At 66.8% G+C, this 21,461-nt stretch carries 21 protein-coding genes; 16 read left to right on the forward strand and 5 right to left on the reverse strand.

Annotation, left to right across the window (positions count from 1 at the left end; genetic code table 11):
• From cobO to ACIP0B_RS14510, 14 genes are all read left to right on the forward strand, one after another.
• On the forward strand, positions 1-612 hold the full coding sequence (cobO, locus tag ACIP0B_RS14445) for a cob(I)yrinic acid a,c-diamide adenosyltransferase (protein WP_400832901.1): 612 nt from the start codon (positions 1-3) through the stop codon (positions 610-612).
• On the forward strand, positions 609-1,976 hold the full coding sequence (locus tag ACIP0B_RS14450) for a cobyrinate a,c-diamide synthase (RefSeq protein WP_400832903.1): 1,368 nt from the start codon (positions 609-611) through the stop codon (positions 1,974-1,976). Before cobO ends, ACIP0B_RS14450 begins: the two co-directional genes overlap by 4 nt.
• Positions 1,973-2,623 carry a 5,6-dimethylbenzimidazole synthase gene (gene bluB, locus ACIP0B_RS14455; RefSeq protein WP_400832906.1) on the forward strand — a complete coding sequence of 217 codons (651 nt, stop codon included), beginning with the start codon at positions 1,973-1,975 and terminating at the stop codon, positions 2,621-2,623. The genes ACIP0B_RS14450 and bluB overlap by 4 nt, the downstream gene beginning before the upstream one ends.
• Entirely contained in the window at positions 2,620-3,528 is a 909-nt protein-coding gene (cbiB, locus tag ACIP0B_RS14460) for an adenosylcobinamide-phosphate synthase CbiB (RefSeq protein WP_400832908.1), read from the forward strand. The genes bluB and cbiB overlap by 4 nt, the downstream gene beginning before the upstream one ends.
• Positions 3,521-4,528 carry a threonine-phosphate decarboxylase CobD gene (cobD, locus tag ACIP0B_RS14465; protein WP_400832911.1) on the forward strand — a complete coding sequence of 336 codons (1,008 nt, stop codon included), beginning with the start codon at positions 3,521-3,523 and terminating at the stop codon, positions 4,526-4,528. The genes cbiB and cobD overlap by 8 nt, the downstream gene beginning before the upstream one ends.
• Positions 4,525-5,976: a cobyric acid synthase gene (locus ACIP0B_RS14470; RefSeq protein WP_400832914.1), complete on the forward strand. Its 1,452-nt coding sequence runs from the start codon at positions 4,525-4,527 to the stop codon at positions 5,974-5,976. Before cobD ends, ACIP0B_RS14470 begins: the two co-directional genes overlap by 4 nt.
• 78 nt (positions 5,977-6,054) lie before the next feature.
• A complete protein-coding gene (gene cobU, locus ACIP0B_RS14475) occupies positions 6,055-6,576 on the forward strand; it encodes a bifunctional adenosylcobinamide kinase/adenosylcobinamide-phosphate guanylyltransferase (protein ID WP_400832916.1) in 522 nt (173 codons plus the stop codon).
• Complete coding sequence (gene cobT, locus ACIP0B_RS14480; RefSeq protein ID WP_400832917.1) at positions 6,573-7,628, forward strand: nicotinate-nucleotide--dimethylbenzimidazole phosphoribosyltransferase; 1,056 nt, start codon at positions 6,573-6,575, stop codon at positions 7,626-7,628. The genes cobU and cobT overlap by 4 nt, the downstream gene beginning before the upstream one ends.
• A complete protein-coding gene (cobC, locus tag ACIP0B_RS14485) occupies positions 7,625-8,200 on the forward strand; it encodes an alpha-ribazole phosphatase family protein (RefSeq protein ID WP_400832920.1) in 576 nt (191 codons plus the stop codon). Before cobT ends, cobC begins: the two co-directional genes overlap by 4 nt.
• Before the next feature lies 1 nt (position 8,201).
• Positions 8,202-8,933 (forward strand): adenosylcobinamide-GDP ribazoletransferase, encoded by a 732-nt coding sequence (locus tag ACIP0B_RS14490; RefSeq protein WP_400832922.1) that lies wholly within the window; start codon positions 8,202-8,204, stop codon positions 8,931-8,933.
• A gap of 105 nt (positions 8,934-9,038) precedes the next feature.
• On the forward strand, positions 9,039-9,443 hold the full coding sequence (locus tag ACIP0B_RS14495; RefSeq protein WP_400832924.1) for a MarR family winged helix-turn-helix transcriptional regulator: 405 nt from the start codon (positions 9,039-9,041) through the stop codon (positions 9,441-9,443).
• 61 nt (positions 9,444-9,504) lie between these two features.
• On the forward strand, positions 9,505-10,704 hold the full coding sequence (locus ACIP0B_RS14500; RefSeq protein WP_400832955.1) for an MFS transporter: 1,200 nt from the start codon (positions 9,505-9,507) through the stop codon (positions 10,702-10,704).
• Positions 10,701-10,823, forward strand: a complete 123-nt coding sequence (locus ACIP0B_RS14505) for a hypothetical protein (protein ID WP_264082382.1) — start codon at positions 10,701-10,703, stop codon at positions 10,821-10,823. Before ACIP0B_RS14500 ends, ACIP0B_RS14505 begins: the two co-directional genes overlap by 4 nt.
• Before the next feature lie 67 nt (positions 10,824-10,890).
• Entirely contained in the window at positions 10,891-11,451 is a 561-nt protein-coding gene (locus tag ACIP0B_RS14510) for a glutathione peroxidase (RefSeq protein ID WP_400832927.1), read from the forward strand.
• A gap of 210 nt (positions 11,452-11,661) precedes the next feature.
• Here the strand turns inward: ACIP0B_RS14510 and ACIP0B_RS14515 are convergent, their stop codons facing one another.
• The 3 genes from ACIP0B_RS14515 to ACIP0B_RS14525 form a co-directional block, all read right to left on the reverse strand.
• Positions 11,662-12,933: an OmpP1/FadL family transporter gene (locus ACIP0B_RS14515; protein WP_400832930.1), complete on the reverse strand. Its 1,272-nt coding sequence runs from the start codon at positions 12,931-12,933 to the stop codon at positions 11,662-11,664.
• 146 nt (positions 12,934-13,079) lie between these two features.
• Positions 13,080-13,562 (reverse strand): hypothetical protein, encoded by a 483-nt coding sequence (locus ACIP0B_RS14520; RefSeq protein WP_400832933.1) that lies wholly within the window; start codon positions 13,560-13,562, stop codon positions 13,080-13,082.
• A gap of 273 nt (positions 13,563-13,835) precedes the next feature.
• Complete coding sequence (locus tag ACIP0B_RS14525) at positions 13,836-14,057, reverse strand: hypothetical protein (protein WP_400832934.1); 222 nt, start codon at positions 14,055-14,057, stop codon at positions 13,836-13,838.
• A gap of 962 nt (positions 14,058-15,019) precedes the next feature.
• On the opposite strand from ACIP0B_RS14525, the gene ACIP0B_RS14530 reads away from it, so the two are divergent.
• A complete protein-coding gene (locus tag ACIP0B_RS14530; protein ID WP_400832935.1) occupies positions 15,020-15,343 on the forward strand; it encodes a sel1 repeat family protein in 324 nt (107 codons plus the stop codon).
• A gap of 175 nt (positions 15,344-15,518) precedes the next feature.
• Positions 15,519-16,883 (forward strand): DNA recombination protein RmuC, encoded by a 1,365-nt coding sequence (rmuC, locus tag ACIP0B_RS14535; protein WP_400832957.1) that lies wholly within the window; start codon positions 15,519-15,521, stop codon positions 16,881-16,883.
• A gap of 252 nt (positions 16,884-17,135) precedes the next feature.
• On the opposite strand, the gene ACIP0B_RS14540 is transcribed toward rmuC, so the two are convergent.
• Both ACIP0B_RS14540 and ACIP0B_RS14545 read right to left on the reverse strand, forming a co-directional pair.
• Positions 17,136-20,606 (reverse strand): NahK/ErcS family hybrid sensor histidine kinase/response regulator, encoded by a 3,471-nt coding sequence (locus ACIP0B_RS14540; RefSeq protein WP_400832938.1) that lies wholly within the window; start codon positions 20,604-20,606, stop codon positions 17,136-17,138.
• Positions 20,607-20,874: 268 nt separating this feature from the next.
• Positions 20,875-21,417, reverse strand: a complete 543-nt coding sequence (locus ACIP0B_RS14545) for a TetR/AcrR family transcriptional regulator (protein WP_400832939.1) — start codon at positions 21,415-21,417, stop codon at positions 20,875-20,877.
• Positions 21,418-21,461: the final 44 nt, after the last annotated feature.

Genomic DNA, 21,461 nt, shown 5'->3' on the forward strand with positions numbered 1-21,461 from the left:
ATGACTGACACCACCGAGCGTGACGAGCGCCATCTGGCGCGCATGCAGCGCAAAAAAGCCGTGATCGACGAACGCATCGCCAACTCGCCGAACGAATGCGGCCTGTTGCTGGTGCTCACCGGCAACGGCAAAGGCAAGAGCAGCTCGGCGTTCGGCATGCTTGCCCGCGCCATGGGCCACGGCATGCAGTGCGGCGTGGTGCAGTTCATCAAGGGCCGCAACAGCACGGGCGAGGAATTGTTTTTCCGCCGTTTCCCCGAGCAGGTGCGTTTTCATGTGATGGGCGAAGGCTTCACCTGGGAAACCCAGGACCGTCAGCGCGACATCGCCGCCGCCGAGGCCGCGTGGGCAGTCTCCCGGCAGATGCTGCGTGACCCGTCCATCGGGCTGGTGGTGCTCGACGAACTGAACATCGCCCTCAAGCACGGCTATCTCGACCTCGATCAGGTGCTCGGCGACCTGCAGGCCCGTCCGCCGATGCAGCACGTGGTGGTCACGGGGCGCGCGGCCAAGCCGGAAATGATCGAGATGGCCGACACCGTCACCGAGATGGGCATGGTCAAGCACGCCTTCCAGGCCGGGATCAAAGCGCAGAAAGGCGTCGAACTTTGAATCAGCCTCGTCACTGCCCGGCGGTGCTGATCGCGGCGCCGGCCTCGGGCCAGGGCAAGACCACCGTCACCGCCGCGCTGGCCCGCCTGCACCGCAATCACGGGCGCAAGGTGCGTGTGTTCAAGTGCGGCCCGGACTTTCTCGACCCGATGATCCTCGAGCGCGCCAGCGGTGCGCCGGTCTATCAGTTGGACATGTGGATGGTCGGCGAGCAGGAAAGCCGCCGCCTGTTGTGGGAAGCCGCCGCCGAAGCCGACCTGATCCTGATCGAAGGCGTGATGGGCCTGTTCGACGGCACGCCGTCCAGCGCCGACCTGGCGCGGCATTTCGGCGTGCCGGTGCTCGGCGTGATCGACGGCACCGCCATGGCCCAGACGTTCGGTGCGCTGGCCCTGGGCCTGGCGCGCTATCAGCCGGACCTGCCGTTCGCCGGGGTGCTGGCCAACCGTGTCGGCACCGTGCGCCATGCGCAGCTGCTCGAAGGCAGCCTCACCGAAGGCCTGCGCTGGTACGGCGCGCTGTCCCGGGAAACCGGGATCGAGCTGCCGAGCCGTCACCTGGGCCTGGTGCAGGCCAGCGAACTCAATGACCTCGACGTGCGCCTCGACGCCGCTGCGCAAGCCCTGGCGGACAGCTGCGAGGTCGCGCTGCCGCCGCCGGTCGAATTCGCCGCCCCCGAGGTGCTGGAGATCGAACCGTTGCTGCAGGGCGTGCGGATCGCTGTCGCCCGGGACGAGGCCTTTGCCTTCACCTATGGCGCCAGTCTTGATCTGCTGCGGGCGATGGGCGCCGAACTGCGCTTTTTCTCGCCGATCCGCGATGCGGCGCTGCCCGAGGCCGACAGTCTCTATCTGCCGGGCGGCTACCCTGAACTGCACCACGAGGCGCTGGCGCAGAACACCTCGATGCTGGATGCGATCCGCGCCCATCATGCCGCCGGCAAGCCGCTGCTCGCCGAATGCGGCGGCATGCTCTATCTGCTCGACTCGCTGACCGACGTCAGCGGCACCCGCGCCGAACTGGCCGGCCTGCTCAGCGGCGATGCGGTGATGCAGAAGCGTCTGGCGGCGCTGGCTCTGCAGGCCGTCGAGCTGCCGGAAGGCACGCTGCGCGGCCACACCTACCACCATTCCCTGACCACCACCGGGCTTGCGCCGATCGCCCGCGGCCTGAGCCCCAACGGCGGGCGCGGTGCCGAGGCGGTCTACCGGGAAGGGCGGATGACCGCCTCCTACGTGCACTTTTACTTCCCGTCCAATCCGTCGGCGGTCGCCGCGTTGCTTTCGCCCGACCGCGAAGCCGCTGCCATCCCTGACGCACCGCAAGCGCCAGCGGGAGCGAGCCTGCTCGCGAAGGGGCCATGACAGACAACGCTTACACCCCGGCCGAACGCGAAGCCGTCTACCGCGCCATCGCCGAACGCCGCGACATGCGCCACTTCACGGGCGGCACGGTCGAGCCCGAACTGCTGCGCCGCCTGCTGGAGGCCGCCCACCAGGCGCCCAGCGTCGGCCTGATGCAGCCGTGGCGCTTCATCCGCATCAGCGACCGCACCCTGCGCGGCCGGATCCAGAACTTGGTGGAAGAAGAGCGGGTGCGCACCGCCGAAGCCCTCGGCGAGCGCAGCGACGAGTTCATGAAGCTCAAGGTCGAAGGCATCAATGACTGCGCCGAAGTGCTGGTGGCCGCGTTGGGGGACGACCGCGAACGGCACATTTTCGGCCGGCGCACGCTGCCGGAAATGGATCTGGCGTCGCTGTCCTGCGCGATCCAGAACCTGTGGCTGGCCGCCCGCGCCGAAGGCCTGGGCATGGGCTGGGTGTCGCTGTTCGAGCCCCAGGCCTTGGCCGACCTGCTGAACCTGCCGGCGGGGGCCAAGCCGTTGGCGGTGCTGTGCCTGGGGCCGGTCAAGAAATTCTATCCGGCGCCGATGCTGGTGCTCGAAGGGTGGGCGCAGGCGCGTCCGCTCCATGAGTTGCTGTACGAAAACCAATGGGGAGTGAGTGAATGAGTGTCGCGTTGTTGAGTGTCGCCGCCGTGGCGCTGGATGCGCTGCTGGGTGAACCGAAACGCTGGCATCCGCTGGTGGCGTTCGGCCGTTTCGCCGGGCGCGTCGAACAACGCTTCAATGCCGCAGGCCGTGGCTGGCGCAGCCATGGCGTGACCGCGTGGGTGATCGTGGTGCTGCCGTTGACCCTGCTGGCCACGGCGCTGTCGTGGGCGCCCTATGTGGGCTGGGTGGTGGAGATCCTCGCGCTGTATTGCGCCCTCGGCATGCGCAGCCTCGGCGAGCACGTCGAGCCGGTGGCCAAGGCCTTGCGCAGCGACGACCTGGAGGAGGCGCGCAAGCGCGTCGGGTATCTGGTCAGCCGCCAGACCAGCGAGCTGGACAGCACCGCCGTCGCCCGCGCCGCCACCGAATCGGTGCTGGAGAACGGCAGCGATGCCGTGTTCGCCGCGCTGTTCTGGTTTGCCGTGGCAGGGGCGCCCGGTGTGGTGCTCTATCGCCTGAGCAACACCCTCGACGCCATGTGGGGCTACCGCAACGAACGCTTCGAGCGTTTCGGCTGGGCGGCGGCGAAAATCGACGACGTGCTCAACTACATTCCCGCGAGGTTGGTGGCGTTGACCTACGCGCTGCTGGGCAAGACCCGGCTGGCCCTCAAGTGCTGGCGTACCCAGGGCCCGAAATGGGACAGCCCCAACGCAGGCCCTGTCATGGCCGCCGGCGCCGGTGCGCTGGGCGTGGAGTTGGGCGGGCCTGCGGTCTATCACGGCGAACTGCACGAGCGCCCGCAGTTGGGCGAGGGCGTGCCGGCGGATGCCGATTCCATCGACCGCGGCTGGCAATTGGTGCAGCGCGGGGTATGGTTGTGGCTGCTGATCCTTTGCGTGGGGGCTGAATTCTATGCTTGAGCACGGTGGCCGGCTGCGCAGGGCGGCGCTCGAGTACGGCATCGCCGAGCCGGACTGGCTCGACCTGTCCACCGGCCTTGCGCCGTGGCCGTTTGCGGTGCCGGACATCCCGCTGCGGGCCTGGGCCCGCCTGCCGGAAACCGACGACGGCCTGGAGCAGGCCGCGTGCGATTACTACGGCGCCGCGCAGGTGCTGCCGGTGGCCGGCTCGCAGATGGCCATCCAACTGCTGCCGCGCTTGCGCCGGGCCGGCAAGGTCGGCGTGCTGTCGCCTTGCTACGCCGAACATGCCGAAGCCTGGCGCCGCAGCGGCTATATCGTGCGTGAGGTGCTGGAGCAGGAAGTCGATTTCTTTCTCGACAGCCTCGATGTGCTGGTGGTGGTCAACCCGAACAATCCCACCGGGTTGAGCCTGACTCCGGCGCGCCTGCTCGACTGGCACGCCAGGCTCGCCCAGCGGGGCGGCTGGCTGGTGGTCGATGAAGCGTTCATGGACAACACCCCCCAACTGAGCCTGGCGCCCCATGCCCATCAGGTCGGCCTGATCGTGCTGCGCTCGTTCGGCAAGTTCTTTGGCCTCGCCGGGGTGCGGCTGGGGTTTGTCCTGGCCGAGCGCAAGCTGCTCAGGCTGCTGGCCGAACAGGTCGGCCCGTGGGCGGTCAGCGGGCCGACCCGGGTGCTGGGCCAGGCGTGCCTGCTGGACACCGAAGGCCACACCCGCCAACGCATCCGCAGCGACGAGTCCAGCGAACGGCTGGCCGCGCTGCTGGAGCGCTACGGCTTCAAGCCCCAAGGCGGGTGCGCCCTGTTTCAGTGGCTGATCACCGGCCAGGCAGCCCAGTTGCATGAGTTCATGGCCCGTCGCGGCATCCTGCTGCGCCTCTTCACCCACAACAGCAGCCTGCGTTTCGGACTGCCCGCCAACGCCGCCGATGAAGCGCGGCTCGAACAGGCCTTGCAGGCGTTCGTCAAGGATCGCCCCATGGATACACCGGCATGACCACGCTCATGGTGCAGGGCACCACTTCCGATGCCGGCAAAAGCACGCTGGTGACCGCGCTGTGCCGCTGGGCGACCCGCCAGGGCGTGGCGGTGGTGCCGTTCAAGCCGCAGAACATGGCGCTCAACAGCGCGGTGACCGCCGACGGCGGCGAAATCGGCCGCGCCCAGGCGGTGCAGGCACAGGCGTCGCACCTGGAACCGCACACCGACATGAACCCGGTGCTGCTCAAGCCCAACAGCGACACCGGCGCCCAGGTGATCATCCACGGGCGCGCCGTGACCACCATGAATGCGGTGGCCTATCACGACTACAAGGCCATCGCCATGCAGGCGGTGCTGGCCTCCCACGCACGGCTCAGCGCCGCGTACCCGCTGGTGATGGTCGAGGGCGCCGGCTCCCCGGCGGAGATCAACCTGCGGGCTGGCGACATCGCCAACATGGGTTTCGCCGAGGCGGTGGACTGCCCGGTGCTGCTGATCGCCGACATCAACCGCGGCGGCGTGTTCGCCCACCTGGTCGGCACGCTGGAGCTGCTGTCGCCCAGCGAGCAGGCGCGGGTCAAGGGCTTCATCATCAATCGCTTCCGGGGTGACCTCGCCTTGCTGCAGCCGGGCCTCGACTGGCTGGAGCAGCGCACCGGCAAACCGGTGGTCGGCGTGTTGCCCTACGTGATGGACCTGCACCTGGAAGCCGAAGACGGCATCGACCGGCGCCAGGCCGACAAGGCCGAACAGGTGCTGAAAGTGGTGGTGCCGGTGTTGCCGCGCATCAGCAACCACACCGATTTCGATCCGCTGCGCCTGCATCCGCAGGTGGATCTGCAATTCATCGGGCCCGGCCAGGCGATCCCGCCGGCGGACCTGATCATCCTGCCGGGCTCGAAGAGCGTGCGCAGCGACCTGGCTCATCTGCGCGCCAACGGCTGGGAAGCGGCCATCCGCCGGCACCTGCGTTATGGCGGCAAGCTGCTCGGGATCTGCGGCGGCCTGCAGATGCTCGGCGAGCAGGTGCATGATCCGCTGGGCCTGGAAGGTGCGCCGGGCTCCAGCGCCGGCCTGGGCTTGCTGGCGTTCGAGACGCAGCTCGAAGCCGAGAAGCAGTTGCGCAATGTCCGTGGACGCCTGGCGTTGGAAGACGCCGAGGTCAGCGGCTACGAGATCCATGCCGGCGTGACGACAGGGCCCGCCCTGGAGCAGGCCGCCGTGCATCTGGACGATGGCCGTTGCGACGGCGCGCAAAGTGCCGACGGGCAGGTGTTCGGCACCTATCTGCACGGCCTCTTCGAGTCGCCGGCGGCCAGTGCGGCGCTGCTGCGCTGGGCGGGCCTCTGCGAGGTGCAGGCGGTGGATTACCACGGCTTGCGCGAGCGCGACATCGAACGGCTGGCGGATCTGGTGGAAAAGCATCTGGATACCGGGCTGTTGCGTCGGCTCTGTGGGATCTGATTCGCCTGTGCCGGGCCTTTCGCGGGTGAGCCTGCGAAAGGGCCGGTTGCCTCACCGTACATTGTTCAGGATGTCCTCATGCTCCAACTGATCCTCGGCGGCGCCCGCTCCGGCAAAAGTCGCCTGGCGGAAAAACTCGCCGCCGACAGCGGCCTGGCCGTCACCTACATCGCCACCAGCCAACCGCTGGACGGTGAAATGAGCGAGCGGGTGGCCCACCACCGCGCCCGCCGTCCCGCCGAGTGGGGCCTGATCGAAGAGCCGCTGGCGCTGGCCCGCGTGCTGCGCGAGAACGCCGACGCCGGGCGCTGCCTGCTGGTGGACTGCCTCACGCTGTGGCTCACCAACCTTTTGATGCTCGACGACGCCGAACGCCTGGCCGCCGAGCGCGAGGCCTTGCTGGACTGCCTGGCGACGCTGCCGGGCGACATCGTTTTTGTCAGCAACGAGACCGGAATGGGTGTCGTGCCGCTGGGCGAATTGACTCGCCGCTATGTCGATGAAGCCGGTTGGCTGCATCAAGCCCTGGCCGAACGTTGTCAGCGCGTGGTGCTGACGGTCGCCGGCCTGCCCCTGACTCTGAAAGGACCTGCCCTATGACCCAAGCCTGGTGGTGCGCCCCGTGCCGACCCGTGAATGCCGACACCGTTGCCGAGGCGGCGGCGCGGCAACAGCAACTGACCAAGCCGGCCGGCTCCCTCGGTCGCCTCGAAGCGGTGGCGGTGCAGTTGGCCGGCCTGCAGGGGCAGGTCAAGCCGCGTCTCGACCGGTTGTGGATCGCGATCTTCGCCGGTGACCACGGGGTGGTGGCCGAGGGCGTTTCCGCCTATCCGCAGGAGGTCACCGGGCAGATGCTGCTGAACTTCGTCAGCGGCGGCGCGGCGATCAGCGTACTGGCGCGTCAGCTCGATGCGCAGCTGGAGGTGGTGGACCTGGGCACGGTGACGCCGTCGCTGGCGTTGCCGGGCGTGCGTCACTTGAACCTGGGCCCGGGCACCGCGAATTTTGTCGAAACGTCGGCGATGACCCGTGCGCAGGGCGAACAGGCCTTGCAGGCCGGCCGCGACAGCGTGCTGCGGGCCAAAACCGCAGGGACGCAATTGTTCATCGGCGGCGAAATGGGCATCGGCAACACCACGGCGGCCAGCGCGCTGGCCTGCGCCTTGCTCGATTGCCCGGTGGCGAGCCTGACCGGGCCCGGCACCGGGCTGAACGCCGAAGGCGTCAGCCACAAGGCGCAAGTGATCGAGCGGGCGCTGGCGCGGCACGCGGCCCAGCGCGGCGATGCGTTGCAGACCTTGTTCAACCTGGGCGGTTTTGAGATCGCCGCGTTGGTCGGAGCCTACCTGGCGTGTGCCCAGGAAGGCGTCGCGGTGCTGGTGGACGGGTTCATCTGCACCGTCGCCGCGCTGGTGGCCGTCCGCCTGAACCCGGCCTGCCGAGAGTGGCTGCTGTTCGGCCATCGCGGCGCCGAGCCTGGCCACCGGCATGTGCTGGAGTGCCTCGGAGCCGAGCCGTTGCTGGAGCTGGGCCTGCGTCTGGGCGAGGGCAGCGGTGCCGCGCTGGCGGTGCCGTTGCTGCGCCTGGCCTGCGACCTGCACGGGCAGATGGCGACGTTCGCCGAGGCGGCGGTGGCGGATCGCCCGGCATGACCTTGCGCCTGGATCTGCTGCGCCACGGTGAGACCGAGCTGGGCGGCGGCTTGCGCGGCAGCCTCGATGACGCGTTGACCGACAAGGGCTGGGCGCAGATGCGCGCGGCGGTGGTCGGGCGCGGGCCGTGGGATCGCCTGGTGAGCTCACCGCTGCAGCGCTGCGCGCGGTTCGCGCAAGAACTGCGTGGGCAGCTGGATCTGCCGCTGACGTTGGACGGGGCCGTGCAGGAACTGCATTTCGGCGCCTGGGAAGGGCAGAGCGCCGCAGCCCTGATGGAAACCGACGCCGAGGCGCTCGGGCGGTTCTGGGCTGATCCGTACGCGTTCACGCCGCCGCAGGGCGAGCCGGTCGCCGAGTTCTCGGCGCGGGTGCTGGCGGCGGTCGCACGATTGCAGGCGGCGCACGCCGGCGAGCGGCTGCTGCTGGTCACCCATGGCGGCGTCATGCGCCTGTTGCTGGCCAGGGCCCGTGGTTTGCCGCGTGAGCAGTTGCTCACCGTCGAGGTCGGCCATGGCGGCTTGTTTTCGTTGGTCGTCGAGGCCGACGGATCGCTTCGGGAAGTGGACTGACATGCTGCCGTTCTGGATCGCCCTGCAATTTCTCAGCAGCCTGCCGGTGCGCTTGCCGGGCATGCCGGCGCCGGAGGCGCTTGGCCGTTCGCTGCTGTTCTATCCGTTGGTGGGCCTGCTGTTCGGCGTGATCCTGTGGGCGCTGGGCCTGGCGCTGTCCGGCGCGCCCTCGCTGTTGCACGGCGCGTTGCTGCTGACGGCGTGGGTGCTGCTCAGCGGCGCCTTGCACCTCGACGGGCTGGCGGACAGCGCCGATGCCTGGCTCGGCGGCTTCGGCGACCGCGAGCGCACGCTGACGATCATGAAGGATCCGCGCAGTGGGCCGATCGCCGTGGTGACGCTGGTGCTGGTGCTGTTGCTCAAGTTCGCTGCGCTGCTGGCGGTGATCGGGCAGGGCCAGGGCTTGGTGCTGATCATCGTGCCGCTGATCGGGCGTGCTGCGTTGCTTGCGCTGTTTTTGACCACGCCTTATGTGCGTGCCGGCGGCCTGGGGCAGGCGTTGGCCGATCATCTGCCGCGCAGGGCGGGGTGGTGGGCGTTGGCGGCCTGCGCGCTGGTGTGCGTGGCGGTTGCCGGGCTTCAGGGCGCTGTGGCGCTGCTGGTGGCGGTCGCGGTGTTCGTCTGGGCGCGGCGCTTGATGGTGCGGCGGCTGGGCGGGACGACGGGCGATACGGCCGGAGCGTTGCTGGAGTTGACGGAGATGGCGGTGCTGGTGGGGTTGGCGCTGGTCTGAAGGCCCTGCACCGGATCGGCCGGCCCCTTCGCGGCCATCGGAAATGTTGTTGAACAAAACCACATGTAACTTGATTTAACAGAGTCGCGGGTATATACACGCATCATGCTTCCTTCCCAATGTTTGTGCACCAACCTGCGTCGCGCCGCCCGTGGCGTCAGCAGGCATTACGACGGCGCCCTCGACGGCTTCGGGATCAACGTTGCCCAGTATTCTCTGCTGTGCAACCTGCAGCGGCTGGATCAACCGAGCATCTCCGAACTGGCCGAGGCCATGGGCCTGGACCGCAGCACCCTGGGCCGCAACCTGCGGGTGCTGGAAGGCGAGGGCCTGGTGGCGCTCACCGAGGGCGAAGACATGCGCAACCGCATCGTCAGGCTCACCGACACCGGTGCGCAGCGGCTGGCGGCGGCGCTGCCGGCCTGGGAAGCGGCGCAGCAGCGGTTGATCGACCGACTGGGCGCCGAGAAGCGTGAAACCTTGCTGAGACTGCTGGACGAACTGGCGTGACGCCGGTTTTTCCGACTTTAAGCGGGTATATACCCGTGACTGGAGAACAACAATGAGTTCGATGTGGCGTGCGTGCGGTTGGGTGTTGCTGGGGAGTGCGCTGATTCTGGCGCTGTCGTTGGGCGTGCGGCACGGCTTCGGCCTGTTTCTGTCGCCGATGAGCGCCCAGTTCGGCTGGGGACGTGAGGTGTTCGCCTTTGCCATCGCCCTGCAGAACCTGATCTGGGGCCTGGCGCAGCCGTTCACCGGCGCGCTGGCCGACCGCTTCGGCGCGGCGAAGGTGGTGCTGATCGGCGGTGTGCTCTACGCGGTCGGGCTGGTGTGCATGGGGCTGTCCGACTCGGCGCTGAGCCTGTCGCTGAGCGCGGGGCTGCTGATCGGCATCGGTCTGTCCGGCACCTCGTTCTCGGTGATCCTCGGTGTGGTCGGCCGGGCCGTGCCACCGGAAAAACGCAGCATGGGCATGGGCATCGCCAGTGCCGCAGGTTCCTTTGGCCAATTCGCCATGCTGCCCGGCACCCTCGGGCTGATCGGCTGGCTGGGCTGGTCGGCGGCCTTGCTGGCGCTGGGCCTGCTGGTGGCGCTGATCGTGCCGCTGGTGGCCATGCTCAAGGACAAGCCGCTGCCGGTCCACGGTCACGAGCAGACGCTGTCCGAAGCCCTGCGCGAAGCCTGTTCGCACTCCGGCTTCTGGCTGCTGGCGTTCGGCTTTTTCGTCTGCGGTTTCCAGGTGGTGTTCATCGGCGTGCACCTGCCGGCCTACCTGGTGGACCAGCATTTGCCGGCCACCGTCGGCACCACGGTGCTGGCGCTGATCGGCCTGTTCAACATCTTCGGCACCTACACCGCCGGCTGGCTGGGCGGGCGCCTGTCCAAGCCGCGCCTGCTCACCGGGCTCTATCTGCTGCGCGCGGTGGTGATCGTGCTGTTCCTGTGGCTGCCGGTCACCACCACATCGGCCTACCTGTTCGGGATGGCGATGGGCTTTCTGTGGCTGTCGACGGTGCCGTTGACCAACGGTACGGTGGCGACCTTGTTCGGCGTGCGCAACCTGTCCATGCTGGGCGGCATCGTGTTCCTGTTCCACCAGCTCGGCTCGTTCCTCGGCGGCTGGCTGGGCGGGGTGGTGTATGACCGTACCGGGAGCTATGACTTGATCTGGCAGGTGGCGATCCTCTTGAGTCTGCTGGCGGCGGCCCTGAACTGGCCGGTGCGCGAGCGCCCCGTGGCGCGCCTGCAAGCGGGCGTGAGCGCGGCATGAAGCGCCTGTGGCCGCAGGTCGCCGTCATTGCGCTCGGCGCCGCGCTGCTGGCGCTGGTGTGGTGGGGTTGGCTGCGGGGCGGTCTGGCGCTGATGCAATTGGGCATGAGCATCTGCTAGGGCGCTTGCGGGGACGCTTGGGGGGCGAGTAACGTCGGGGTCTGACGACTGCCCGAGGAAGCCTGACATGCTGATGCGCTGGTGTGCTGTTCCTGCGTTGCTGATGGCGTTGACCGGAGTGGTTCGGGCGGCGGACTGCCCGGACCTGCTGCAGGGCTCCTTGCCCAAGCTGCGGGCCAAGGAATCCATCGACCTGTGCCAACGCTATGCCGACAAACCGCTGGTGGTGATCAACACCGCCAGCTTCTGCGGCTTCGCCCCGCAGTTCGAAGGCCTTGAGGCCCTCAATCAACGCTACAAGGCGCAAGGCCTGGAGATGCTCGGCGTGCCGTCCAACGACTTCAAGCAGGAGTCCAAGGACAGCGCCGAGACCGCCAAGGTCTGCTACGCCAACTACGGCGTGACCTTCACCATGACCGAACCGCAGAAAGTCCGCGGCGACGGCGCCACCCATCTGTTCCAGGTGCTGGCCAAGCAGAGCGGTGCGCCGAAGTGGAATTTCTACAAGTACGTCATCGACCGCCAGGGCAAGGTGATCGCCAATTTCTCCAGCCTGACCAAACCGGACGATCCTGAGTTTCTGGCGGCGATCGAGAAGGCGATTGCGTCCAAGCCGCTTGGGCAATGAGCGGCGGCGCACTGACTGACGCTATCGCCGGCAGGCTGGCTCCCACAGGGTTCTTCGGTGACCACAGCCCCTGCATTCACCCGAGATCTCCTGTGGGAGCCAGCCTGCTGGCGATGGCGGTCTGTCTGTTAATCTCAGGCATGAAAAAGCCCCGCGTCCGAAGGACAGCGGGGCTTTTTGTGGGCGAGGGATGAGCCTCGCCGCAGGCCATCAGAAGCGGTAGGTCGCGCCGATGCCGAAGCCGTTGGCCGAGTTGTCGTACTTGGAGCTGTAGGACTGGCCGCGGTCGTTGCTGTTGTTGATCTTGACGGTCTCTTCCTTCAGGTACGAGTACGCGACGTCGATGGTCAGGTCGTCGGTCGGGCTCCAGCCGGCACCGATGCTGAAGATGGTCCGGTCGCCGGTCGGGATGCGAGGCGAACGGTCGACGTTGTTGGTCGGCGCCTGGTCGAAGGTCAGGCCGGTACGCAGCACCCATTCCTTGTTCAGCTGGTACGAAGTACCGATGGCGTAGGCCCAGGTGTCGTGCCAGTTCTGCTCTTCGGTGATTTCGCCGAACTGGCCGGCCAGCAGCGGCTGCACACCGGAGTTCTTGACGGTGATCTTCTCCAGCTGGCTCCAGCGGGTCCAGGTGGTACCGGCGTAGACGTTCCACTGATCGTTGATCGCCTGGGTGACCGAGAGGTCGACGGACTCAGGCGTGGTGATCTTCAGCGAAGCGTCGTACTTCTGGCTGGCGCCCAGGCCGATTGCGCCGAGCACGCCGTAGTTGACCTTGGTGTCGCCTTCGAGCTTGTAGTCGACCTTCGAGTGGTAGGTCAGGCCGACACGGGTGGAGTCGGTGGCCTGCACCAGCACGCCGACGTTGTAGCCCAGCGCGGTGTCGTCACCCTTGATCTTGACCTTGCCGTCCGGCGCAGCCTGGGTGATCGACAGGTTGGACTCCAGCGAGCCGTCGATGCGGTTGATGGTCGGGCCGAAACCGATCGACACCTTGTCGTTGAAGGCGTAGCTGACGGTCGGCTGCAGGGTGATGACCTGAACTTTCGACTTGCTGCCGAAGTAACGGCCGGCAAAGCCGTTTTCGTAGTCGGTGATCAGGCCGAACGGCACGTACATGCCGAGGCCGAAGGCCCAATGCTCGTCGATCGGCTTGACGTAGTAGCCCATAGGTACGGAGGTGAAGGGCACCATGTCGCCTTTGTTGCTCCCGCTGTTCGGGCTGGAGCTGCCGTGGCTGATGTCGGTCGAGGCGTCGAGGAACGCAACGCCGCCGGTGACTTGTTCGCGCTTGATGCGCGACATGCCGGCAGGGTTGCCGTAAACGGTGCTTGCATCGTCGGCAGAAGAAGATCGCCCGGCGTACCCAGTCCCCATCCCGCTGATGCTGTGTTCGTTGATGGCGAAGCCACTTGCGAAAAGCTGGGTGGATGCCAGGGAAACGGCAAGGCTAAGGGTGGTTTTGAGCATGACTTTTTTCATTATTAGAACTCCTGGTGATCACCGGGGCGAAAATTACCAACATTTTCGTCCGCGCGCCAGAGCCCGTATGCCTTGAGTTAGAGCGGTTTTGTAGGACAATCCGACCAAATTGGCGTCGCGATGGGCGATCTTCCGGAACCGGCGGGTCAGCAAGCGACCTGATTCAGCGGTGAAACACAGGCCTGCCAGGCGCAGGTGAAATCCCGCAGGCGACCCTGGGGCTGGAAAGTCTGGCGCCAGATGCGCGCCATGCCCAGCAGATCGTCGGGGTCGGGGAGGGTGGGGTTCTGTTCTTCCACCAGCAGCCAGGCGATGGCGGTGGCGTAGCGCAGGTTGACGGTCAGTTCCAGGTGCGGGCCGCTGAGGAAGGCATGCTGGCTGGCTAGGCCGCGCACCAGGCTGGCGCGCTCCGGATCCAGCGCCAGGTAATGATCCCACAGGGCCTGGTGGCGGTGTTCGGCGATCCGGTAGAGCCCGTGGCCGCGGCGGTCATGCAGGGCGGAACCGAGGGCTGACTGGCTGGCGGCGATGCCCAGCAGCAGGGATTCGGCGGTGGCGCAGTGGCGTCCCAGGTAGATCAGCGTGGGGCGGATCACATAACGGCACAGTTCGCTTGCGGCGATACCCATAAAGCCCTCGGAGCGTTTGAGTGGCGGCGGGCCTGACCGGGTGCTTGGCAGCTGTGGAACGAATCAGGCCCGCCGGAAGCGGTTCATGCCGCTTGAGTTGAAGTGTAGTGTCATATTCGGGGCGTAAAGGCCTGTTTTTACAATATTTCCGAACGGCCGTTATAACCGTTATGCCGGATCGGACTTAACCGGTTCGGCCTCACCGGGAAACATCGGGCAATAAAAAGCCCCGCGTTGTCGGCGGGGCTTTGGCTTTTGCGGCGTAGCGGCCGTTCAGGCGGTCAGGGCCTGGCGGGTGCGGTCGATCACGGCCTGCAGCGGTTCGGCGCTGGAGTATTGATCGGGGTACAGGCGCTCGCTGTGGCGGGCGATCCCGTGTTCGTTGACGACGGTGAAACTGAAGCAGCCTTTGCGGGCGGCCAGGATCAGGCAGTTCATCGGTGCAAAAGCGTTGGTGAGGGTGCGAATGGCATCCTGAGTCTGGATATGAGACATGTTATGGGTGTTCCTGCATATGACACGGATCAGAACCGTGCAACGTTAAAACGTTCCAGTAACGACGACCGCCATCGGTCGAACGAAGAACCCGGCTGGAACAAGGCAGCCAGTTTGAAGCGCTATAAGGTTTGGCGCGCTCGGGCTGGCAGGTAGGTACTTAGGAGGACAGGCAACACAGCAAGGGCAGAGGTCCATGGCCCAGGGTGAAGATCCTGATCAATCTGCAGGTTGGTTCGGTCAGAGTAACGCTGTGTCGCGACACGCTTGGCCTTCGTTCGAGGCTGTGCCGGCGCAGGGTTTACCTGGAAACCATCGAGGGGTCGATCCTGTTTTTTCGGTGGAGGCTTCTTTGGCAGAAGGCTGACCGCGAGGATGTGTTCGACCGGAATTGACTTTCAGCTTGGTACTAACGGCGCGGATGCTAACCGAACCGGTCGTGTAATGCAAACCCGAAGACGCGAAAAAGTGCTTGTGCCGGCCAGCCTGAGCCCCATGCCGGATTCGCTCGCCCCGAAATGGCCCGCCTTCCGACCGGCGGTCGCGCCCAAGGCTCGCACAAAAGAGCGGCCCAGAGCGGTTTCGCGAAGGGCCGGCCACCGAAACGACCCGAAAAGGCGCATCGATATAACCGCGCAACAGGTACTTGTGCACATTAGTTGCGCAGACTGTAACGGCGCTGTCACAACGATCCTGACCCCGGTGGCTGCCTGTGTCGAAAGTTTAAGTCAATGAAAAACATCGCTTTTTTTTGCTGGTGAAAAAATCGTCAGTTTGACTGCGGGCCCCGTTCCACAAGGCTTTGCGGGGGTTGGAGGGCGGTTGTCCACTGAGTTATCCACAGCTTCTGTGGATTGTCCCTAGCGCTTGCTCTAGCACGGGCGTGCCGGGTTTTTTTCGACTTTACCTGTACGAAAAAAAGAGTAGAGTGGCGCGCCTTCCGATTCGTCCCACAGTGCTTTATGAAGTTTCGCTCAGTATCAGACGCTGCTCCTTCCCAATCCCCCCGCATTGCCGCTCCCAAGCGATTTTCCGTCCGTGTGGCCGAATGGCTGCTGGACAGCCCGCGCCTGAGCGACAGCCGCAACGCCAAGCACTTGGCCGGCCGCCTGCTCAAGCAACCGGCGCGCGAAGGGGTGGTGGCCGCGCAGAGCCGTCTGGGCCAGTTGATGTGCCGCGAGTGCGGCAACGCCCGGGATCGCCGCATCGGTCAGGATCTGCTGCGCCAGGCCGCCCGCGCGGGGGATCGCCGTGCGCAGCAGGAGCTCGGCCTGATCGAAGACTGAGCTGTCCAAGACCGGACGCCTTGGTTAACCTTCAGGCTTTATCTGATCGGCGGGAATGATGATGGCGATGGACTTGACCAGCCTGCTGCTGGGCCTTGCGGGCGCGGGCCTGCCGCTGCTGGCGCTGGCCTGGCGGTTGCAGCGCCGGGCCAGCGGCGGCCAGGCCGATCTCGCATTGCTCGAAGAGCGGCTGGCCATGGCGCAGATGGCCCAGGACGGGCTCAGCGCGCAGCTCGACGCCTGCCGCGACGAAATCGCCGACCTCGGCCAGGCCAACACCGCCAAGCAGGTGGAACTGGCGGCGCTGCGCCGGGAGGTCGAACTGCTGCAGATCGACCGCGACGACGCCCGTGACGCCGCCCATGCCTGGAACCTCGAACGCGCCGGCAAGGACGCCGAGCTGCGGCGCCTGGACGCCCAGGCCGCTTCGCTGAGCGCCGAGCTGCGCGAGCAGCAGGACAGCCATCAGCAACGCCTCAACGACCTGCAAGGTTCCCGCGACGAGCTGCGTGCGCAGTTCGCCGAACTGGCGGGCAAGATCTTCGATGAGCGCGAGCAGCGCTTCGCCGAAACCAGCCAGCAGCGTCTGGGCCAGTTGCTCGATCCGTTGAAGGAGCGCATCCAGTCCTTTGAGAAGCGCGTCGAGGAAAGCTATCAGGCCGAGGCCCGCGAGCGTTTCTCGCTGGCCAAGGAACTGGAGCGGCTGCAGCAGTTGAACCTGCGCCTGAGCGACGAAGCCACCAACCTGACCCGCGCCCTCAAGGGCCAGAAGACCCAGGGCAACTGGGGCGAGCTGATCCTGGAGCGGGTGCTGGAGCACGCCGGGCTGGAGAAGGGCCGCGAGTACCAGACCCAGGTCAACCTCAAGGGGCCGGACGGCGAGCGGTTCCAGCCGGACGTGATCATTTACCTGCCGGGCGACAAGCAGGTGGTGGTCGATTCCAAGGTCAGCCTGACCGCCTACCAGCAGTCCGTCGCCGCCGACGACGAGGGCCTTCGCCAGGCCGCCATGAAACAGCACGTCCTGTCCCTGCGCAGCCACGTCAAAGGCCTGGCCGGCAAGGACTACAAACGTCTGGAAGGCCTGCACAGCCTCGATTTCGTCTTGCTGTTCGTGCCGATCGAAGCGGCGTTCTCCGCCGCGCTGCAGGCCGAGCCGACGCTGTTCCAGGAAGCCTTCGACCGCAACATCGTGATCGTCAGCCCGACCACGCTGCTGGCGACCCTGCGGGTGATCGACAGCCTGTGGAAGCAGGAGCGCCAGAGCCAGAACGCCCGGGAAATCGCCGAGCGCGCCGGGTGGCTGTACGACAAGTTCGTGTTGTTCATCCAGGACCTGGACGAGGTCGGCAACCGCCTGCAGCAGCTGGACAAGGCCTACAGCGCCGCGCGCAACAAGCTGACCGAGGGCCGGGGCAACCTGGTCAGCCGCAGCGAACAGCTCAAGCTGCTCGGCGCCCGGGCCAGCAAGAGCCTGCCGGCGGATCTGCTGGAGCGCGCCATGACTGATGCGGACGGGCTGGTCGAATTGCCGGAGTAGGCCCGCAGACCTTCGCCGACGCCATCGCCAGCAGGCTGGCTCCTACCTTTTCAGCGACAACGCCAAACCACTGTGGGAGCCAGCCTGCTGGCGATAGCGGTCTATCCGACACCTCTGTGCTGGATGTGCCGCCGCCATCGCTGGCAAGCCAGCTCCCACAAGGATTGGTGGTGTGCAGGCACCCTGCGGCCACCCGCAATCCCTGGTGGGGGCCAGCCTGCTGGTGATGGCGCCACTGAATCCGGCCGACCGCTACAGCGGCAGATACCGACTCAGCAACGCCCGCAGCGCCGCCGGCTTCACCGGCTTGGCCAAGTAATCCAGTCCCGCCGCATGCACCTGGGCCACGGTCTCCGGATGGCCGTCGGCGCTGATCACCACGCCGGGCACCGGTTCGCCCAGGTTCGTGCGCAGCCACGCCATCAGTTCGGTGCCCGTGTCGCCGTGATCCAGGTGGTAGTCCACCAGCGCCAGTTGCGGGCGGATGCCCTCGCTCAGCAGCGCCGCGCATTCGTCGCGGTTGCGCGCCGTCCACACCTGGCAGCCCCAGCGGGTCAACAGGCTGTTCATGCCGATCAGGATGCTGTCCTCGTTGTCGATGCACAGCACCTGCGCACCGCCGAGCAATTTGCCGTTGAGCTCGACCGCAGCGCCCGGCTGGGCCGTTTGCGTGCGGGCCAGCGGCACGCTGACGCTGAACACGCTGCCGCGCCCCGGCCAGGAACGCACGCGCAGCGTGTGGCCGAGCACCCGGCACAGGCCGTCGGCGATCGCCAGGCCCAGGCCCAGGCCTTTTTCGGCGCGGGTCTGGTGGCTGTCGAGGCGCTTGAACTCCTCGAAGATCACCTGTTGCTTGTCCAGCGGAATGCCCGGCCCGCGGTCCCACACCTCCAGGCACACTTCGCCCGCCCGCCGGCGCACGCCCAGCAGCACCGGGCCCTTGGCATAGCGGAAGGCGTTGGTGAGGAAGTTCTGCAGTATCCGCCGCAGCAGCTTGCTGTCGCTGTCGATGCGCAGGCGGCTGCCGCGCACGCGGAAATTCAGGCCCTGTTCCTGGGCCAGCGCCTTGAACTCGGCGCCGAGGGTGTCGAACAGCTCGTTGACCGCGAACGGCTTGCGGTCCGGGTTGATCTTGCCGTTCTCCAGGCGGGAAATGTCCAGCAGGTCGCTGATCAGGTCCTCGGCCGAGCGCAGGGAACTGTCCAGATGCTGCACCAGCTTCTGCGCCTCCGGGCTCAGGCCGTCGTCCTGGTGGGAGAGGGCGGCGGAGAACAGGCGGGCGGCGTTCAGCGGCTGCATCAGGTCGTGGCTGACGGCGGCCAGGAAGCGGGTTTTCGACTGGTTGGCCGCCTCGGCGTTGCCCTTGGCTTCGGTCAGCGCCACGTTGAGCTGCGACAGCTCCTGGGTGCGTTCGCTGACCCGCTGCTCCAGCCATTCGTTGGATTCGGTCAGGGACTGTTCGGCTTCGCGGAACGCGGTGATGTCGGTGAAGCTCATCACGAAACCGCCGCCGGGCATCGGATTGCCGATCAGCTCGATCACCCGGCCGTTGGGGAACAGGCGCTCGGAGGTGTGGGCGCGGCCCTGGCGCATCCAGTGCAGGCGCCGGGCGACGTGGACTTCCGCCTCGCCTGGGCCGCACAGGCCGCGCTCGGCGTTGTAGCGGATGATGTCGGCGATCGGCCGGCCGACGCTGATCAGGCCGTCCGGGTAGTTGAACAGTTCAAGGTAGCGCCGGTTCCAGGCCACCAGTTTCAGGGACTGGTCGACCACGCTGATGCCCTGGGTGATGTTCTCGATGGCGCCTTGCAGCAGGGCCCGGTTGAACTGCAGCACTTCCGAGGCTTCGTCGGCGATGCGCACGACGTCCTCCAGCTGCATCTCCCGGCCCTCGATGGCCGCCTTCACCACCGCACGGGTCGATGAGGCCCCCAGCACACCGGCCAGCAGGCGCTCGGTGTGGGCGATCCATTCGCCGTCGGCGTTCTGGTTCGGGTTGAAGCCCTTGCCCTGGCGATAGGCGAAACGGATGAAGCTCTGCCGCGCCCGCTCTTCGCCGACGAACCGCGCCGCCAGTTTCAAGAGGTCGTCGATCTGCACCGCCAGCATCGAGCGGGCGCTCTGCCGGGCGCTGATTTCCTGGCCGATGAAGCGCCCGGCCTGCCAGTGTTCCGACACCCGCGTGCGGGACAGCACCGAGACCCAGGCGAACAGGGTGAAGTTGCCCGCCAGCGACAGCACCACGCCTTGGGTGAGCGGGGTGATAGGCAGGTTCAGCGGGTTGCTGGCCAGCCACGCCAGGCCCGGAAAACTGTCCAGCGACCAGCCCAGGCTGCGGGCGGCGATGGGCAGGATCAGGGTGTAGAACCACAGGAACGTGCCGGCGGCGAGGCCGGCGAACACGCCGCGGCGGTTGGCCTGCTTCCAGTACAGCGCGCCGAGCATGGCCGGGGCCAGTTGGGTGACGGCGGCGAAAGCGATCTGGCCGATGGTCGCCAGGCTCGCGGTGGAGCCGAGCAGGCGGTAGCTGACGTAGGCCAGCAGCAGGATCGCCACGATGCTGACCCGCCGCACCGACAGCATCCACTGGCGGAACACCTCGAACGGCCGCTCGGCGTTGTTGCGGCGCAGCAGCCAGGGCAGCAGCATGTCGTTGGAGACCATGGTCGACAGCGCGACGCTGGCGACGATCACCATGCCGGTGGCCGCCGAGGCGCCACCGATGAACGCCAGCAGCGCCAGCGCCGGGTGCGCCTCGGCCAGCGGCAGGCTGATGACGAACGAGTCGGGAATGACCGAGCTCGGCAGCATCATCTGACCGGCCAGGGCGATAGGCACCACAAACAGCGCCGCCAGGGCGAGGTAGGCCGGAAACACCCATTTGGCCAGGCGCAGGTCCTGCGGGTCGATGTTCTCCACCACCGTAACGTGGAACTGCCGGGGCAGGCAGATGATCGCCATCATCGCCACGCCGGTCTGCACCACCATCGACGGCCAGTTGACGGTTTCTTTCCAGTATTCCTCCAGGCGCGGGGCGAGCATGGCCTGGTTGAACAGGTCGTCGAAACCGTCATACAGGCCGAACGTGACGAACGCGCCCACCGCCAGGAACGCGAACAGCTTGACCAGCGACTCGAACGCAATCGCCAGCACCATGCCGCGGTGGTGCTCGGTGGCGTCGAGGTTGCGCGTGCCGAACACGATGGTGAACAGCGCCAACACCAGCGACACGATCAGCGCGGTGTCCTGAGCGCGGGTGCCCATGGCGTCGGCCCCGGCGCCGATCAGCAGGTTGACGCCGAGCACGATGCCTTTGAGTTGCAGGGCGATGTAGGGGAGCACGCCGACCAGGCAGATCAGCGCCACGACCACCGCCAGCGATTGGGACTTGCCGTAGCGGGCGGCGATGAAGTCGGCGATGGAGGTGATGTTCTCCTGCTTGCTGATCATCACCATTTTTTGCAGCACCCACGGGGCGCCCAGCAACAGCAGGATCGGCCCGAGGTAGATCGGCAGGAACGACCACAACTGTTCGGCGGCTTGGCCGACCGCGCCGAAAAAGGTCCAGCTGGTGCAGTAGACCGCCAGCGACAGGCTGTACACCCAGGCCCGCATCCGCGGCGGCAGCGGCGCGCTGCGGCGGTCGCCGTAGAACGCGATGGCGAACATGATGGCCATATAGGCCAGGGCGACGATGGCAATCAGCCCGGTGGACAACGACATGAGCACTCCCGACAGAACACGCCCGGACCTTTGCCCGGTCAGACAGTCTGGCACGAGTGCCGCGGTTAGTCAGTGTCGACCAAGGTCGTGGCGCGGCGGGGTGTCGCAGGCGTGGAACCGGGCGGTTCTTCGGTGACCGCGCCGGCACGTGCGCGCCGCATTTCAATGTGGGAGCCAGCCTGCTGGCGATGACGGCCCACCTGACACACCGATGCCGGATGAGCCGTCGCCATCGCGAGCAGGCTCGCTCCTACAGGGATCTGCGGTGTCAGTCCTGGCGCAGCGCGATGTCGATCAGCCGGTGCAGCGCTTCCACTTCCAGCGGCTGGGCCGCGAACAGGATGCGGAACACCGTCGGCGACACCACCAGGTTGATCAGGTGATCCACCGAGGGCGGCGAGTCGTCCGGGTAGCGGTCGACGATGGTCTGCAACTGGTCGGCGATGATCGCGATGCAGAACCCCGGCGTGGCGCTGGCCTGCACGTCGCGCATGACATTGCGCCCAGGCTCGGAGCTCATCTCGTCCAGATACTGCTCGGCCCACGCGCGGATGTCGCCGCGCAGGCTGCCGGTGTCCAGCGGATCGCTTTCGGGGCGCAGGCGGGCGAGGGCGACGTCGGCCAGCAGGGCCGACAGGTCGCCCCAGCGCCGGTAGATGGTGGAGGGCGTGACCCCGGCCCGCGCGGCGATCTGCGGGACGGTCACGGTGGAGCGCTCCTGTTCCTGGAGGAGCGCGCGCACGGCGCAGTGGATCGATTCCTGCACCCGGGCGCTTCGGCCGCCGGGGCGGCTGCTTTCTTTGATAGGCATGGGGCCGACCTTAACACAAAGAATTTGCTTTAAGCGAAAACCGG

It is taken from the genome of Pseudomonas sp. NPDC089534 (assembly GCF_044749305.1).
Classification (GTDB): domain Bacteria; phylum Pseudomonadota; class Gammaproteobacteria; order Pseudomonadales; family Pseudomonadaceae; genus Aquipseudomonas; species Aquipseudomonas ekonensis.